The organism is Paenibacillus sp. FSL H3-0329, from assembly GCF_037963285.1.
GTDB lineage: Bacteria > Bacillota > Bacilli > Paenibacillales > Paenibacillaceae > Paenibacillus_AQ > Paenibacillus_AQ odorifer.
Genome location: NZ_CP150150.1, coordinates 400050 through 416343, shown reverse-complemented (window position 1 = coordinate 416343; position 16294 = coordinate 400050). Strand labels below are relative to the sequence as shown.

16 protein-coding genes and 1 riboswitch are annotated in these 16294 nt (G+C 46.6%); of the genes, 12 read left to right on the top strand and 4 right to left on the bottom strand.

Features of this window, described 5'->3' with window-relative positions:
* Positions 1 to 111 precede the first annotated feature (111 nt).
* The gene (gene copZ, locus NSQ66_RS01855; protein WP_036682768.1) at positions 112 to 312 is read right to left on the bottom strand and encodes a copper chaperone CopZ; all 201 of its coding nucleotides are present in this window, start codon (positions 310 to 312) and stop codon (positions 112 to 114) included.
* A gap of 53 nt (positions 313 to 365) precedes the next feature.
* Entirely contained in the window at positions 366 to 713 is a 348-nt protein-coding gene (locus NSQ66_RS01850) for a metal-sensitive transcriptional regulator (RefSeq protein ID WP_051491259.1), read from the bottom strand.
* 259 nt (positions 714 to 972) lie between these two features.
* Between NSQ66_RS01850 and NSQ66_RS01845 the strand changes: the two genes are divergently transcribed.
* The 8 genes from NSQ66_RS01845 (at position 973) to NSQ66_RS01810 (ending at position 7745) form a co-directional block, all read left to right on the top strand.
* A complete protein-coding gene (locus tag NSQ66_RS01845; protein WP_339279520.1) occupies positions 973 to 2493 on the top strand; it encodes an MDR family MFS transporter in 1521 nt (506 codons plus the stop codon).
* A gap of 5 nt (positions 2494 to 2498) precedes the next feature.
* A complete protein-coding gene (locus NSQ66_RS01840; RefSeq protein ID WP_076134833.1) occupies positions 2499 to 3065 on the top strand; it encodes a PadR family transcriptional regulator in 567 nt (188 codons plus the stop codon).
* An 89-nt stretch (positions 3066 to 3154) separates the two neighbouring features.
* Entirely contained in the window at positions 3155 to 3370 is a 216-nt protein-coding gene (locus tag NSQ66_RS01835) for a hypothetical protein (RefSeq protein ID WP_051491260.1), read from the top strand.
* A gap of 52 nt (positions 3371 to 3422) precedes the next feature.
* Positions 3423 to 4400 carry an aldo/keto reductase gene (locus NSQ66_RS01830; protein ID WP_036682775.1) on the top strand — a complete coding sequence of 326 codons (978 nt, stop codon included), beginning with the start codon at positions 3423 to 3425 and terminating at the stop codon, positions 4398 to 4400.
* Between the two features lie 379 nt (positions 4401 to 4779).
* Positions 4780 to 5955 carry a hypothetical protein gene (locus NSQ66_RS01825; protein ID WP_038568378.1) on the top strand — a complete coding sequence of 392 codons (1176 nt, stop codon included), beginning with the start codon at positions 4780 to 4782 and terminating at the stop codon, positions 5953 to 5955.
* Position 5956: 1 nt separating this feature from the next.
* Positions 5957 to 6547, top strand: a complete 591-nt coding sequence (locus NSQ66_RS01820; protein WP_076101220.1) for a signal peptidase I — start codon at positions 5957 to 5959, stop codon at positions 6545 to 6547.
* Between the two features lie 90 nt (positions 6548 to 6637).
* Positions 6638 to 7246, top strand: coding sequence for a TasA family protein (locus tag NSQ66_RS01815; RefSeq protein WP_036682781.1), 609 nt, complete (start codon positions 6638 to 6640; stop codon positions 7244 to 7246).
* A gap of 169 nt (positions 7247 to 7415) precedes the next feature.
* Complete coding sequence (locus NSQ66_RS01810; RefSeq protein WP_036682795.1) at positions 7416 to 7745, top strand: helix-turn-helix domain-containing protein; 330 nt, start codon at positions 7416 to 7418, stop codon at positions 7743 to 7745.
* 107 nt (positions 7746 to 7852) lie between these two features.
* On the opposite strand, the gene NSQ66_RS01805 is transcribed toward NSQ66_RS01810, so the two are convergent.
* The gene (locus NSQ66_RS01805) at positions 7853 to 8008 is read right to left on the bottom strand and encodes an anti-repressor SinI family protein (protein ID WP_232061118.1); all 156 of its coding nucleotides are present in this window, start codon (positions 8006 to 8008) and stop codon (positions 7853 to 7855) included.
* 27 nt (positions 8009 to 8035) lie between these two features.
* A riboswitch (cyclic di-GMP riboswitch) is annotated at positions 8036 to 8120 on the bottom strand.
* Positions 8121 to 8590: 470 nt separating this feature from the next.
* Between NSQ66_RS01805 and NSQ66_RS01800 the strand changes: the two genes are divergently transcribed.
* The 4 genes from NSQ66_RS01800 (at position 8591) to NSQ66_RS01785 (ending at position 14601) form a co-directional block, all read left to right on the top strand.
* On the top strand, positions 8591 to 11458 hold the full coding sequence (locus tag NSQ66_RS01800; protein ID WP_076142329.1) for a 2-oxoglutarate dehydrogenase E1 component: 2868 nt from the start codon (positions 8591 to 8593) through the stop codon (positions 11456 to 11458).
* Positions 11459 to 11510: 52 nt separating this feature from the next.
* Positions 11511 to 12797, top strand: coding sequence for a 2-oxoglutarate dehydrogenase complex dihydrolipoyllysine-residue succinyltransferase (odhB, locus tag NSQ66_RS01795; protein WP_076142330.1), 1287 nt, complete (start codon positions 11511 to 11513; stop codon positions 12795 to 12797).
* Between the two features lie 574 nt (positions 12798 to 13371).
* On the top strand, positions 13372 to 13656 hold the full coding sequence (locus NSQ66_RS01790; protein WP_081383738.1) for a helix-turn-helix transcriptional regulator: 285 nt from the start codon (positions 13372 to 13374) through the stop codon (positions 13654 to 13656).
* Positions 13657 to 13905: 249 nt separating this feature from the next.
* Positions 13906 to 14601 carry a hypothetical protein gene (locus NSQ66_RS01785; RefSeq protein ID WP_339279518.1) on the top strand — a complete coding sequence of 232 codons (696 nt, stop codon included), beginning with the start codon at positions 13906 to 13908 and terminating at the stop codon, positions 14599 to 14601.
* A 342-nt stretch (positions 14602 to 14943) separates the two neighbouring features.
* On the opposite strand, the gene NSQ66_RS01780 is transcribed toward NSQ66_RS01785, so the two are convergent.
* On the bottom strand, positions 14944 to 16200 hold the full coding sequence (locus NSQ66_RS01780) for an OFA family MFS transporter (protein ID WP_143760543.1): 1257 nt from the start codon (positions 16198 to 16200) through the stop codon (positions 14944 to 14946).
* Positions 16201 to 16294: the final 94 nt, after the last annotated feature.

Genomic DNA, 16294 nt, shown 5'->3' with positions numbered 1-16294 from the left:
TTTCCACGCCTCCACATACCCCTATAGGGTATGATAATTTCTAAAAGAAAAGGCATTGGAGCTTCGGGTTGCTTCCCCATATCACTCCAAGCCTTATTACTGTGCTTCAAACTAAACTACGTCATACCCTTGATCTTCAATCGCTTCTTTAATCGCGCCAAGGCTTACTTTGTTCTCATCATACTCGACGGAAACTTTCTTAGCAGCAAGATCAACTTTAGCTGTTGCTCCAAGATTGCCTACGGCTTTCTCTACGGAGTTAACACAGTGACCACAAGACATTCCTTCAACGTTTAATGTAGCGTTTGACATTAATATAACCTCCAATAAATGTTGTGAAGCTATGCTCTAGAAGCATTAGCTTATTATTTCATTAATTTGTTAACCGTAATTAGGAGCTCGTCGATAACCTCATGTTCGCCAGCTTCGATTCGCTCAACAATGCAACTTTTCATATGCCCTTCTAGCAGCAACTTACCGACACCATTTAACGCCGCCTGTACCGCTGCGAGCTGGTTGAGCACATCATCACAATAGGTATCCCGCTCAATCATACCCTTTACCCCGCGGATCTGGCCTTCAATCCGGTTGAGGCGCGTATTCAAGTTATTCTTGAATTCTGCCGAATGATGACTTTTTCGTTCTCCTGATGATGAAGAATGACAATTTATGTCGCAGGATTCTGCAGCTTGCTCTTTCTTGGCAGTAGACATAAGAATCAGCCTCCTTGGTTATAATATAATATACCCCCGTAGGGTATGTCAAGAGGCATTCCTAATTCATCCACAGATGATCTCCACCGGTAGTTTGTCCCTTTATTACCGCCGTATTCTTCTATGGTTGGCTATACATCTCTATTTTTCAAAAAAACTATTGCCTCCCTATTCAAATTTGAATATAATAAATTTTGCTTCCAATTATGAACATTTTTCGAACAGAACTATCACTATTTAGAAGAAGGAGCTGCGAAGCATGCATACTAAAGAAAGTAATCTTAAACTCGTAGTAGTTGGCCTGCTGCTTGGTATTCTTATGTCCGCAATGGACAATACCATTGTAGCTTCAGCTATGGGAACGATAGTCTCAGATCTCGGCGGTCTGGATAAAATCGTATGGGTCACCTCGGCTTACATGGTAATGGTAATGGCCGGGACCCCTATCTTCGGCAAGCTCTCTGATATGTACGGACGTAAACGTTTTTTCATTTTCGGATTGATTGTATTCCTGATTGGCTCGGCTCTGTGCGGTACTGCCACCAGTATCACACAGCTCAGCATTTACCGTGCCATTCAAGGGATCGGCGGCGGTGCACTAATGCCAATCGCCTTCACCATCGTTTTCGACATTTACCCGCCTGAAAAAAGAGGGAAATTGACCGGTCTCTTTGGAGCCGTCTTCGGAATCTCCAGTGTACTTGGACCTTTACTCGGTGCCTATATTACCGACTATGTTGGTTGGCAGTGGGTATTCTACATTAACCTGCCGCTAGGAATTATTGCACTGTTCCTGATTGCAACTTCTTATAAGGAGTCGATCTCCCACGCTAAACAGCGCATTGACTGGGGCGGAGCCTTCACTCTGGTTGGCGCGATTATCTGCCTAATGTTCGCTCTGGAACTTGGTGGTAATCAATATGCTTGGGATTCCAGTGCCATCCTTGGCTTATTCGTAGGTTTTGCTGTTCTCTTGCTGGCGTTTATCCTTATTGAGAGAGTAGCTGCTGAACCTGTGATCTCGTTCGCTATGTTCCGCAAACGGTTGTTTGCAACAAGCAGCGTGACCAGCTTATTTTATGGTTCTGCTTTTATCGTAGCTACTATTTATATCCCTATCTTTGTGCAGGGTGTATTTGGCGGCTCAGCTACGAACTCAGGGCTGATCCTTATGCCGATGATGATCGGTACGGTCGTTGGCAGTCAGACCGGGGGGCTGCTTACAACAAAAACCAGCTTCCGCAACATTATGATCCTATCCGCAGTCTGCTTTGTCGCAGGGGTCTACAGCCTAAGCACTTTATCACCAGATACCTCCCGCCTCATGCTTAATGTATTTATGGCTCTGACTGGGTTCAGCGTAGGCTTTTCCTTCTCCGTGCTGAGCATGGCAGCTATCCATAATTTCGATATGCGTCAACGGGGGTCGGCAACATCAACCAGTACCTTCATGCGCTCCCTTGGAATGACGCTGGGAATTACGATCTTCGGGATTATTCAGCGGAATAGCTTTACTAACAGTCTAAGCGATGCTTTTGGCGGTAGTGAACAGTCAGCAGCTTTCGGAGATCCACGCGCTGCGTTAACACCTGAAGCAAGAGCGAAGATCCCTGCTGAAATATTAGAAAAAATATCAAGTGCGTTATCCACCTCTATTGCACAAACCTTTATGTGGGCTTTGATTCCTGCAGTGCTCGGTCTAGTCTTTGTACTGCTCATGCCAAAAGACCGTCTTACCATTCCTGCTAAAGCTGTTCAGGCGTCAGAGGGCAAAAGGTAACCATTATGTCCATGAAATTAGCCATTTTAGGTTTACTGCTGGAGCGGAACATGCATCCCTATGAAATCACATTAGTGATGAAGGAACGTTCCATGGACCGGATCACCAAGCTGCAGATGGGATCACTCTATTATGCTGTGGATAAGCTTGCACAAGATGGTTATATAGAAGCTTTAGAGGTCATCCGCAGCAGTGATCGGCCGGACAAAACGATCTATGCCATAACAGAGCAAGGTAAAGCTTTATTCGAACAACTTATCCTGCAACAAATTAAGAAAAACGAACCCTTCTATCATCCGATGTATATGGCGCTTGCTATGTCCCGTCATATCGATCAGAGCAAGGTTGAGAAGCTGCTCGAGGAACGTCTCCGGGAAACAGAACATCAGGTTAATCTGGCTTATCAGGTATACGAGGAGCATATCTCCATCGTGCCTCGTTCTGCCCTGCATCTAATGTACGGTACATATGAGCACACCCTGACTGAGCTGAAATGGCTGCAGCGCCTATACGATGATGTTGTAGCACGCAAGCTAAAAGACGTAGGGACACCGTTGAATTTAGAGGCCTAATGGCCTCTTTTTCTGTTTAAGGGAGTCAAAATACGTTTATTAACGAGCACAATATCCATTAAATCTCAAAGGAAGGCGAGGCGGTAAAAATGACCCAAGAAAAACATCAGCTGAATAGTGACAAACGGGATCACCCGGAACAATATCCAACAGAGAAAGAAAGTCTATTCGATCTTCATGAAAGTGAGCAGAATGTAGACCCGATTCCGATGGAAGATTTGACACTGGAAAAGCAAGAAGAAAAGAATAAAGAGGAGACCAAACACCGCTCTTCCAGCGACAAAAAATACCATACGGGCTTCTGAGAGTGTACAATAACTACAAGTACGCAATCATATTTTCCAAGGAGGAATCACATTGTTGAAAGCGTTACCTTTAAACAAGCGCGGGATTCCCGCAAGCCGCATTGCTTTAGGCTGCATGGGACTAGGCGGTGACTGGGACCATGAGCCGATTACTGCGGAGAATGTTAAACAAGGGCATGAAGCGGTCGATGCCGCACTTTCTATCGGCATCAACATGTTTGATCATGCAGATATTTACACTCGTGGCAAGGCGGAGAAGGTATTCGGTCAGATTTTTAAGGATCGTCCAGGACTACGTGAAGAAATCATAATTCAATCTAAATGTGGAATTAAGCTAATGGAGCCTGGGGACAGCACTAATACGTTTGATTTCTCTGGCCAACATATTCTGAACAGCGTGGATGGAATATTGTCACGACTTGGGACCGAATACATTGATATTCTTCTATTGCATAGACCCGATCCCTTAATGGATCCTGAGGAAGTAGCCTCCGCATTACATCAACTGAAGGCCGCTGGTAAGGTTCGTCATTTCGGGGTTTCCAATATGAGCGCCGCTCAGATCAAGCTGCTGCAGACTTATTGCGATGAACCTTTTATCGTAAACCAGCTGCATATGAGCTTGGCTAAGATCAGCTGGGTGGATGCTGGAATCAGTGTAAATCGTGAACCCTGGAAGGATATTATCTTTCCTGAGGGAACCCTTGAACATTGTCGAATGGAGAACATTCAGCTTCAAGCCTGGGGGCCACTCGCCCAAGGTCTATTTAGCGGGCGTTCATTAGAGGATCAACCGGAGAATATCGTCCAAACAGCAGCTATGGTCCAACAGCTTGCAGATGAAAAAGGAACAACACCCGAAGCTATTGTATTGGCTTGGCTAATGACACATCCAGCTGCCATTCAGCCTGTTATTGGAACTGTGAATCCGAAGCGTATTACTGCCTGTGCCGATGCGGACAAGCTGGAGCTTAGCCGTAAGGAATGGTACGACCTGTATGTTAGTTCACGTGGTTCAAAACTTCCGTAACATATACATTTATATTCTCAACTTCATTACTCCACTTATACCCGGCTCGCGTTTTTACTGCGAGCCGGGTATTTTTATGCGAATCACCCTAATAGATCGTTCTTTATTGCGAATATATTTAGTAATCGAGCGATAAATGGAGTTATTTAGAGATAAATTATCATTTTTGTTCTTTATAGAGTACAAATGCGCGTTATTGGCAGTTTTCTTTTTGTTTTATTCCATGTATGATTCATTACAGAAGTTGTTCTTAATAAAGAACGATAATAACGAACCAAAGAAACAGACATTGAGGGGAGGTATTCCTCTGAGACCCAGATCAGCAAGGAGAAGACCTAGAAGAAACAGGAAAATTGGTTTACGTATACTGCAATCAGGAATGGCTGTCTCCGTCTTATTTCTATATACCTCGCAGCAAGTTGGTGGTACCTATGGAGGCTTTGGAGCTGCTGCGCAAACCACTAGCACGATTAGCTTTTGCGAAGTATTTCCGAATTCGATCAAGGCACTGCTTACAGAGTTCAAAGAACATGTTAATCGAGCGCTCACTTTAAAAGAATCACTACAACCCTTTTCCTCATCAGCTAACTACTCGGACGTTTCGGGAATAGAAGGGATGTCGCTGGAAGAGCTTGATGTCGCTGCACAAGAGATTTCTTCGCAAATAGCGGCGCTTCAATCCCAAATAGATAGCGTTAACGAGCAACTGGCGGCTAACAGCCAAATTTGGAATCAAATCCACAATGAGCTAAGTGCAGCAGCAGCCTTACTCTTCCAGATAGGAGGATATATGACTTCTCTAGATTCAAACTGTCTAGAAATCAAGGATGAGCAATTTTTCAGAGATTTACAAAGCAGCCTGAATCAAAGTGGTGTGATCTCGGAATCCTTGAATGCTTCCTTAAATGGAGTTATTAGTTACCTAACCTCCATACACGATGTCGGTCTTCCATTCGCTTCGGTAGTTACCAGTGATGTTTATGGACAACTTGAATTACGCGAAGGAGAGTTCCCACAGCCACTGCCATTCCTGATTACCTTCACTCAACCAGATGGCGTGATCTCTAGCGACCTCACCTCCACTTATGAAGCTCTAAATACCGAATTGACTAACCTTAAAGAATCGGCAACCTCAGGTATCACTACCCTTCAAGATAAACTCCAAATGATCAGTCAGACTCGCGAGCAAAAACTAGAAGAGCTTGAAAAAGCTCGGCTAGAAGAAGAGCAAGCAAAGAAAGAAGAAGAAGCGAAGAAGGAAGAAGAACGTTTGGCTGAGGAGAAAAAGCAACAAGAAGCCGAGGATAAAGCGAAAGCTGAGGCAACCCCTCCAACGTCAGGTGAAGCTGCTCCGGAAGCCCCAAATAAAGAACAACCTGAAGCCCCAGCCACTGACCCGGTTAAGCCGGAAATTGGTGAAGAGCTCACAATTCCAAAAGATGTTCCTCAGCAAGAGGCTCCACAAGAGACGCCAAAGGCGGAAGACAGTACGACTACCCCGCCGGTAGCAACCCAGGCTCCTTCGGACCCTCAACCTGAGAAAGGTGGAGAATAAGATGCGAATTAAAAAAATTATCAATAATACCTTATCGAGCTTAATGCTTGTGATCTTTATTCTGCTGGTGGCAGCCGTAGTGTTATCCAAGGCCTCCGGTGGTGAACCTGCTTTCTTCGGATATGAGATCAAAACCGTACTCTCAGGATCGATGGAACCAGGAATTCAGACAGGCTCAATTGTCGCATTAAAACCCGGAGGGGATATGAATCGTTTCAAACCAGGCGATGTCATCACCTTTAGGAACGAAGATAATCTGCTCATTACTCACCGGATTGTAGAAGCGACCGTCAATAACGCTACTGGTGAAGCTGTTTATCGCACTAAAGGCGATAACAACGACGCACCCGACATGAACCCTACCAGTTCTGCGAATGTTGTAGCTCAGTATACCGGGGTCACTGTACCCTATGTCGGTTACGCTATGAATTTCGCGGTTTCCAAAGCTGGAAGTGTAGTCCTCATGATCGTGCCTGGCTTGATGCTTCTGCTCTATGCTCTGTATACCTCTTGGAAGGCTGTAGCTGCATTAGAAAAGAAAAATGCTGCCCTACTGCCAGCCTCACCGTCCCCAACAGAAACACAGCCCTAAGTTGATTGTCCACTTCCGCTTACGAACCGGAAGATACAATATATAAATTTTATAAAAAATTCAAACACAAATTTGAGGAGGAATTTTATTATGGGTATCAAGAAAACATTGGGTCTTGGCGTAGCATCTGCAGCACTGGGTTTATCATTAATCGGCGGAGGAACCTTCGCATACTTTAGCGACACTGCGCAAAGCACAGCTACATTCGCAGCGGGTACACTCGATCTGAACTCCGACCCTTCTGTCATCGTTAATATTCCTAACCTGAAACCAGGTGATACTGTAACTAAATCCTTCAAATTGAAAAACGATGGTTCGCTCGATATCGGATCTATCATTCTGAATACATCGACTCAAATCACGGATGCTAAAGGAGATAACTACCTGGATTTAGCCGAGTTCATTAAAGTTAAATTCCTTAGAAATAATGATAAAGGAGTACCTATCGTCTCTCCTGAAAATGTAGTTTATGAGACTACACTTGCTGCTTTAAAAAGTCAGCATCCGGATCTCGTAAAAAATACAGGTTGGGATCAACTCTTTACCGAAGCATCCGGTATTAAAGCCGGTACCAATGACAGCTTCTCCGTCCAATTCGAATTTGTGGAAAATAACCAAGATCAAAATATTTTCCAAGGCGATAGCTTAACACTGACTTGGGATTTCGTAGCTAAACAAGGTGCGAAAAAAGACTACTAAGATCAATAAAGTAATTTAATAAAATACTCGAAGAGCAGCAGATCCTGAATCCGGCCACGGATAAGCAGATTGCTGCTCTTCTCTTTACAATAAACTTTGTCCGATTTATTGATATTTGCTATACTAATAACAAAAATTACGGAGGGGCGTCAGCATAGTGCCACAGAATATGGGCCAACGTATCCAGCAGCTCCGCCTAGACAAGGGTTTCTCCCTATCTGAGCTTGCGGACAGAGCAGATGTGGCTAAGTCGTATCTTAGCAACGTGGAGAGAAACATCCAATCCAATCCATCCATCCAGTTTATCGAAAAGATCGCTGACGCGCTTCAGGTATCCATTCATGCCCTACTCTATGGAGAACCAAATGATGCAGAGGAATCACATTTAGATTCGGAATGGTTCCGATTGGTGCAGGAAGCTATGGACTCAGGCATTAGCAAACGCGAATTCAAAGAATTTCTGGACTATCAGAAATGGAAGCTCGATCAAAAGGATTAATACTTCCTACTAATCTGGTACGATCCTCTCTTCTACTAAATCATATCGAAAAAGGACACAGCGAAGAACCGCTGTGCCCTTTTTCGATATGTAACCCCTCTAATGTATTACTGCACGATCTGCACAGTTTTCTCATGAAAGAACTGGCGGATTTCATCTGCCTTAATGCCAGCCTTCTTAGCTGCTAATAATAAATGTACCCACTCTTGATCCAGATCAATAAACTGCTGTTCTCTGTTGCTACCCTGGTTGGACTTTTCCAAAAAATCTCCCCCTAAGATTTTACGTCCCCAGGCAATCCGGCTGTCATAGTATCTCTACCTTAGACCCGCGACTTTGTGCCCCTGCCTTTCGGCAAGTTTACCTTTTACTGGACCCTTTTCACGAAAGGATCTGCTTAAAAAACTATAAAATTACTATCTGCAATAACATTATACAAAAAGAAAGCGGAAAAGTGTGTCGATTCCTGGTTACTTTCTATTTTAAAAACGAAAAATAAAAGATTTTTTTTCAAAGATCTTGTCCGATTATCACGATACTCGTCCGTTACATAAAATAAATTGTACTAGCAAAATAAATATTTACTGACCTAATAGTTAAAAATAAGGATAATAGAATCATTTTAATAGGCCTTTAGAATGGGTAATGAGAAGAAACACCCTTCTTTTCATTAGAACAAGCTAACCTATACCATTTTGCGAACGTATTGGACGAAAGAATGAATTGATTACAGTGGCTGAAAGTAGCACAATAAGATGAGAAATGAAACCGCAATCATCACAGCTCCAGTAAGCGTTGACACAAAATGTCACGTATGGAGTTCATCCGTTAAGGAGGATGTATTCATGGCAGCCAAAGAGCCCTATAACGAATCCATTTGGAGTAAGTATTACGGACCCAATTTAGGCTACATTCAAGAAAGATATGAACAGTTTGTGAAAGATCCCTCCACCGTAGAAAATAATTATCGCGAGCTTTTTACAAATTCGGGACCCCCTCCCCTAACTCCGGATAGCGAACCGGCTCCTCAGCCGCGCATCTCGGGAGACACCGAATGGCTTAGAAAAGCAGTAAGAGCTTCCAAGCTAATCGCCAATATTCGTATATATGGCCATATGGCCGCTGAAATTGATCCGCTGGTACGCGATCAGAATCCCATGGCAAAATATCTTGAGCCTGAAACCTATGGTCTGACCCGCGAAGACCTGATTGCACTGCCTGCCACGCTTATATGGGAAAATGCGCCGAATGATGTGCATACCGGGTGGGATGCCGTGCAACGTATGCGTCAGGCATACACCAAGACTATCGCCTATGAATTCGGGCATGTGCATGAAGAAAAAGAACTGCAATGGCTAAATAGACAGGCAGAATCCACCAGCTCACCAGCACCCCTGAATAATACAGAACGCAAAGAGCTCCTGAACCGCCTGATTCAGGTAGAGCAATTTGAAACCTTCCTCCACAAGACTTTTGTAGGTCAGAAGCGTTTCAGTCTTGAAGGCAATGATGCTCTTGTGCCGATGTTAGACGAAATCGTACGCGCTGCTGCACATGACGGTGCAGAGCATATTTTGATGGGCATGGCGCATCGCGGTCGCCTCAACGTTCTTGCACATATTTTGGGCAAACCTTATGATATCATATTTTCAGAGTTTCATCATTCTCCGAACAAGGAGCTTTTCCCTTCCGAAGGCTCCACAGGCATTAACTATGGCTGGACAGGTGATGTGAAATACCATCTCGGTGCAGACCGTGCTGTCCGTGAAGGAGAAACCGTACGCACAAGAATAACACTAGCGAATAACCCAAGTCACTTGGAATTCGTCAATCCTGTCGTGGAAGGTTTCACTCGTGCCGCACAAGAAGATCGGAGCACTGCAGGACTGCCGAAGATTGATACCAGTAAAGCTATGGCGGTGCTGATGCATGGTGATGCTGCTTTTCCAGGTGAAGGAATTGTTGCAGAAACGCTTAATATCGGCAAACTTCAAGGTTATCAAAATGGTGGGACGATCCATATCATTGTTAATAACCGAATTGGTTTTACGACTGAAAGTGAAGATTCCCGTTCTACGCATTATGCGAGTGACATTGCCAAAGGGTATGAAATCCCGATAGTCCATGTCAACGCTGATGACCCAGAGGCCTGCGTAGCAGCCGTACGTTTAGCTAGCGCATACCGCCATCAATTCAAAAAAGATTTCGTAATTGATCTCATCGGCTACCGCCGTCATGGTCACAACGAAATGGATGATCCTGAAACCACACAACCTATTGTCTACGGCAAGGTTCGCAATCATCCGACCGTCTACAAGGTTTATGCAGAGAGACTGAAAAACGAAAAGGTTCTTACCGCCGAAGACGTACAAAAGATGAATGCTGAAGCAGAAAGCGTATTGCAGCGTGCGTACGATAATATGAAGGAAGGCAATCATAAGAAAAAAGAACCCAAAGCCTTCATTCCTCTACAAACGGACCGCGCAGCGGCAAACACTACAGCGGTATCCATCTCCAGCCTGCAGGAGATCAATCGTGAACTGTTGACGGTTCCAGCTGGATTCCAGGTTTATCCGAAGCTGGAGCGCATTTTACAACGTCGTAAAGATGCACTGAATGAGGGTGAAAAGGTCGACTGGGCACTGGCTGAAACGTTAGCCTTCGCTACCATTTTGAAAAATGGGACGCCCATCCGACTGAGCGGTCAAGATGCCCAACGCGGAACCTTCGCACATCGCCATCTGGTGCTGCACGACAGTAAAACAGGAGATTTATTCTCTCCGTTACATCAGCTAAGCGATTCCCGTGCCTCCTTTGGCGTATACAACAGTCCATTGTCAGAGGCATCAGTATTAGGCTTTGAATATGGTTATAATGTGTTCGCACCGGAAACCTTCGTAATCTGGGAAGCACAGTATGGTGATTTCGCCAATGCGGGTCAGGTTATTTTTGACCAGTTCATTGCGGCTGGACGCGCCAAATGGACACAGCGCAGCAATCTCGTCATCATGCTGCCGCATGGCTACGAAGGACAGGGACCTGAGCACTCCAGCGGTAGGCTGGAACGGTTCTTGCAGCTATCCGCTGAGGAGAACTGGACAGTCGCTAATCTGACTACCGCTTCGCAATATTTCCATCTGCTGCGGCGCCAAGCAGCGTTATGCGGGCAGGAAGATGCTAGACCGCTAGTCATTATGACGCCGAAAAGTCTCATTCGGAATACGCGCAGCACTTCTGCCGGAACCGAGCTGGCTTCAGGACAATTCAAGCCTGTATTAGCTGAATCTTTGCTTGGCCAGAAACCAAGTGAAGTTAAACGGCTCGTAGTCTGCAGCGGTAAAGTCGCTATCGACATCCAAACAGAACTGGAAGCAGCACCGGATAAGGATTGGTCATGGCTGCATGTTCTTCGCCTAGAGCAGCTTTATCCGTTCCCGGAACAAGAGTTAAGCGAACATTTAAACTCCTTCAGCTCCCTTCAGGAAATTGTCTGGGTGCAAGAAGAGCCGAAAAATATGGGCGGCTGGAGCTATAGTGAGCCTCGGTTACGCGCCATCGCACCAAAGAATGCCGGCGTAAGATATATCGGCCGTCCGGAACGTTCCAGCCCGGCCAGTGGTTATGCAGATGTGCATAGCTTCGAACAACGTAGAATTGTAACAGAAGCCCTAAAATCAAATTCGAACGTACAAGCGGCTGTACCGTCCTCTTAAGAGGACGGTATCACAATAGCGTAAACCATTATGTTTGGGGAGGAAACGGCCTGTGTCAGAAATCTTAGTACCCGATCTGGGAGAATCCATATCCGAAGGAACCATCTACAAATGGCTGGTTAAAGAAGGCGACACGGTAGGTCAAGGCGATGTGCTCGCTGAGCTGGAAACGGATAAAGTCAATCTGGAAATTAGTGCAGAGGTGGAGGGTGTCATCTCCACCATCCTGCGTCAAGCGGGCGAGAACGTAGCCGTTGGCGAAGCCATCGGCATCATTGGAGCCGCAAGCGGCAATACGCCGCAGGCCGCTGAAAGCGAAGCCGAAGCGCCTAAAGCGGCTCCGGCGGGCGGCAGCGCAGTAGCAGCCGCCGCGCCTGTAGCTGCGCCCGAAGTGCCTGCAGCAGGTGGCGACAGCCATGCTGCCTTGGCATCGCCGGGCGCACGCAAGCTGGCACGGGAGCGCGGCATCGACCTCGGCGAGGTTAGCGCCCGTGATCCTATCGGCCGGATTGGTCAGGCCGATGTGTCCGGTCATGGTGCGGCAGCGCCGCAGTCCGCTGCACCGGTAGCTCCGGCGCCGCAAGGCAAGCCGGAGCCAGCGAAGCCGGCAGCGAGCAAAGCCACGCCGGACGAGGGCAAAAACGTGGAGCGCAAGCGCATGTCGCGCAGACGGCTCACGATTGCCAGCCGCTTGGTCGAAGCGCAGCAGACCGCGGCCATGCTTACCACCTTCAACGAGGTGGATATGACAGCGATCCTCGACATCCGCAAGCGCCGCAAGGATGCTTTTAAAGAGAAACATGAAGTTGGACTGGGCTTCATGTCCTTCTTCACTAAAGCCGTGATCGGTGCGCTTAAAACCTATCCACTGCTGAACGCCGAAATCGACGGTGAAGATCTGGTCGTTAAGAAATTCTACGACATCGGTATTGCTGTTGCAGCGAAAGAAGGACTTGTAGTTCCAGTAGTCCGTGATGCGGATCGGCTCAGCTTCCCGGAAATCGAGCGCCAGATTGGCGAGCTCGCTTCCAAAGCACGCGCCAATACGCTCAGCCTCTCCGAGCTGCAAGGCGGAACATTCACCATCACCAACGGTGGCGTATTCGGCTCCTTGTTATCCACACCGATTCTGAATACACCACAGGTGGGTATTCTAGGGATGCATAAGATTCAACTGCGTCCGATCGCGCTGGACGAAGAAAGAACCGTAAACCGTCCAATGATGTACATTGCCCTTTCCTATGATCACCGGATCGTAGACGGCTCTGAAGCGGTAAGCTTCCTCGTCAAAGTGAAGGAATTGCTGGAAGATCCAGAAGCACTGTTGTTAGAAGGCTAACGCTCTTCGACTTTTCGACGACATAAGAATATAAAGAAGGTATCCCTGCAGCTCTCGCTTGGGGGATACCTTCTTTTATATCTGGATCGACTTGCTGCCTTCCCTGCATACGATTTAACTGTATTTTATACACTTATTTATTTCTAATCTGCTCATATCCTCTTCTCTAATTGCATTCTCTACAACTAAAATCCGTAAAAACGTCTATTTCCACTAATCTAACCAGTAATAACTGTATCAAATACAACTAAAGGACCTATATACAGAATATTAGTGAACTTTAATTGCACATAATACAACTAACTTAGCGCATGCATCTACTAACTACTAACTACTAACTACTAACTTCAAACCTCAAACCTCAAACTTCAAACTTCAAACTTCAAACTTCAAACTTCAAACTTCAAACTTCAAACTTCAAACTTCAAACTTCAAACTTCAAACTTCAAAACTCTACTTCAATAGCTCCTCAGCCAGCTGTAAAAATTGCTCCTTGGTCAAAATCTTATCTCCATAGCTGGTGAATGTATAATACGCATCCTGCTTCTCGTTATACCAATTCAGATAATCATAGCTGACTTCTAAAGAGTTCTTTATCAGCTCCTATTATTTATCACACCAATTTAAGTTAATTACCGGCTCCACGCTGACAGAATATATTCAGATGACCCGGGTCCGTAATGCCCAGCAATTGCTGATTTACACCCGCCTGAAGATTTCCGAGATCGCCGGGCAATGCGGATTCAACAGTTTCTCCCAGTTCAACCGCATATTCAATAAACTTAGCGGGGTCTCCCCATCCGAGTTCCGCAAGAACCAGGTCACATCCAACACTGCTTCGACCACACTGTCCTATTGATGTACTTGCTTACCTAGTTACAAAAAATCCGCTGTGCGTCCGACAAATCTATCCACCCTCTAAATAAACATATTGAGCAGTAACGGAGGCAATGTTTAGACGCAAAAGAGAGACGAAGGGAAAGGAATGGCAAAAGTGATGGTGCAGGAACAGACGTTGGTAGAGATGCTGGTACTGGTACTGGTGCTGGTACTGGTGCTGGTACTGGTGTAGGTACTGGTACTGGTGTAGGTACTGGTACTAGTGCTAGTGCTGGTACTGGTGCTGGTGCTGGTACTAGTGCTGGTGCAGGTGCTGGTGCTGGTGCTGGTACTAGTGCTGGTGCAGGTGCTGGTACTGGTGCTGGTGCTGGTGCTGGTGCTGGTGCTGGTGCTGGTGCTGGTGCTGGTGCTGGTGCTGGTGCTGGTGCTGGTGCTGGTGCTGGTGCTGGTGCTGGTGCTGGTGCTGGTGCTGGTGCTGGTGCTGGTGCTGGTGCTGGTGCTGGTGCTGGTGCTGGTGCTGGTGCTGGTGCTGGTGCTGGTGCTGGTGCTGGTGCTGGTGCTGGTGCTGGTGCTGGTGCTGGTGCTGGTGCTGGTGCTGGTGCTGGTGCTGGTGCTGGTGCTGGTGCTGGTGCTGGTGCTGGTGCTGGTGCTGGTGCTGGTGCTGGTGCTGGTGCTGGTGCTGGTGCTGGTGCTGGTGCTGGTGCTGGTGCTGGTGCTGGTGCTGGTGCTGGTGCTGGTGCTGGTGCTGGTGCTGGTGCTGGTGCTGGTGCTGGTGCTGGTGCTGGTGCTGGTGCTGGTGCTGGTGCTGGTGCTGGTGCTGGTGCTGGTGCTGGTGCTGGTGCTGGTGCTGGTGCTGGTGCTGGTGCTGGTGCTGGTGCTGGTGCTGGTGCTGGTGCTGGTGCTGGTGCTGGTGCTGGTGCTGGTGCTGGTGCTGGTGCTGGTGCTGGTGCTGGTGCAAGGGTAGTCACGTTTAACTATATTTCATACAACTATTTTTTCACGCATCACGCCATCATTAGATATAGCTGTATTTGGTGCAACTATTTCCTTGGTTTTTTCGCCTCTAAGCAACATCTCGAGGTTTTAGTTGTACAGAATACAGCTAAAATCCGAAGATTCACTATTTCATACGGAATAGTTGCACAGAATGCAGTTACTTCTCAGATCCCATCAAAACCCCTTCTCCCAATTGAAGATAATCCGCCCAAACAAGTCTCAGCTCAGCAAGCCACCGCAAATCAAAAAACCAGGCAGCGATTCTCCACTAACCGGAGAATCGCTGCCTGGCTCTAACTTCAATTACACCTTAAGCTGTACGTTCCGTTGCTTTGAGACGCAGCGCTTTTTTCTCTTTCGACTTCGCCACTGGCGGTTTCAGAGAAATCGCGATGATGCAGGCCAGCAGGCACAAGAGGCCAAAGATAACAAAGGTTGGTTTGAACCCGCCTAGGAAGACGGCGATAAACGAACCGGAAAGGGCACCAATACCAAAACCTTGGTAGACGATTCCGTAGTTCTTACTGTGATTTTTCAGTCCGAAGAAGTCGCTGACAATGGCTGGGAACACCGTGATATTCCCGCCAAAGCAGAACGCAATGGCTGCTACACAAGTGAAGAAAAGTCCGAAATTCAGGGTCGCGTAGCTGAGGGTCAGCATAGCCGCCGCAGTTACAGCAAGCGATGCGCCTACCAGCTTCAAGCGGCTCATTTTGTCAGATAAAGCACCCAGAATTAAACGTCCCGCTGTATTAAAGATCGCAATCATAGCCACCGCACTAGCTGCTGTCTGTACATCAAGTCCAGCCAGCTGCACGCCGATATCTTTTACAATACCGATCAAATACAGACCACACATACAAGCGGTGAAAAAGATGATAAATAGCAGATAAGCTTCTTTTGTCCGCAGCATTTCTTTGACCGTATAGTCTTTCGGTGAACTCATTACTGCAGCTGTCGTTGAACCCGCTGGTGCTGGGGCCGCTTGAACCGGAGCTTCTCTTACGAGCAAGGAACCGATTACAATCATGCCCATAACAATCAAACCCCAATACATAAATGTATTAGACACACCCACTGAGTCAATCAACCCGCCGTTAATATATTTAAAGATCAAACTCCCTGTTCCATAAGCACCAACGGACACGCCGGAGATTAAACCTTTATTATTCGGAAACCATTTAATTAAATTAGATAATGAAGTGATATAAGCTGTCCCATCCGCAAAACCAACGATCACCCCAACCAATAAATAGAACATGAAGAGTGAATTGGCCTGCGAGCTAAGGATCAATCCTAGTCCGAGCACAATCCCAGCAGTAGCAGTCAAACGGCGAAGCCCGAAACGATCCTGCAGCTTCCCTGCGAACAAGGTCGCGAAAGCGAGTGCAAAGCTCGTTATAGAAAAAGTAATCGAAACGGAGTTAAGCTCCCAGCCAAATTTTGTTACCAGATGCGCATTAAATAAACTCCATGTATAGATGGTACCTAGGCCCATTTGCATAATTACTGTACCTAATACGATTAGCCACCGTTTGGTGCTTTTGCTGTCCATTGTCGTAGTCATGGTCTTTTCCTTCTTTCTCTCTCGTTGTCTGCTACAAGAGCTTCTATCGCCTCTTTATTGTAGCTAAACCAGCCGATGTTGAGAGAAATCCGGC

Excerpts from the sequence above, each read along its gene's own strand:
- copZ (WP_036682768.1), bottom strand. The coding sequence starts at position 312 with ATGTCAAACGCTACATTAAACGTTGAAGGAATGTCTTGTGGTCACTGT.
- NSQ66_RS01850 (WP_051491259.1), bottom strand. The coding sequence starts at position 713 with ATGTCTACTGCCAAGAAAGAGCAAGCTGCAGAATCCTGCGACATAAAT.
- NSQ66_RS01845 (WP_339279520.1), top strand. The coding sequence starts at position 973 with ATGCATACTAAAGAAAGTAATCTTAAACTCGTAGTAGTTGGCCTGCTG.
- NSQ66_RS01840 (WP_076134833.1), top strand. The coding sequence starts at position 2,499 with ATGTCCATGAAATTAGCCATTTTAGGTTTACTGCTGGAGCGGAACATG.
- NSQ66_RS01835 (WP_051491260.1), top strand. The coding sequence starts at position 3,155 with ATGACCCAAGAAAAACATCAGCTGAATAGTGACAAACGGGATCACCCG.
- NSQ66_RS01825 (WP_038568378.1), top strand. The coding sequence starts at position 4,780 with ATGGCTGTCTCCGTCTTATTTCTATATACCTCGCAGCAAGTTGGTGGT.
- NSQ66_RS01820 (WP_076101220.1), top strand. The coding sequence starts at position 5,957 with ATGCGAATTAAAAAAATTATCAATAATACCTTATCGAGCTTAATGCTT.
- NSQ66_RS01815 (WP_036682781.1), top strand. The coding sequence starts at position 6,638 with ATGGGTATCAAGAAAACATTGGGTCTTGGCGTAGCATCTGCAGCACTG.
- NSQ66_RS01810 (WP_036682795.1), top strand. The coding sequence starts at position 7,416 with ATGGGCCAACGTATCCAGCAGCTCCGCCTAGACAAGGGTTTCTCCCTA.
- NSQ66_RS01800 (WP_076142329.1), top strand. The coding sequence starts at position 8,591 with ATGGCAGCCAAAGAGCCCTATAACGAATCCATTTGGAGTAAGTATTAC.
- NSQ66_RS01780 (WP_143760543.1), bottom strand. The coding sequence starts at position 16,200 with ATGACTACGACAATGGACAGCAAAAGCACCAAACGGTGGCTAATCGTA.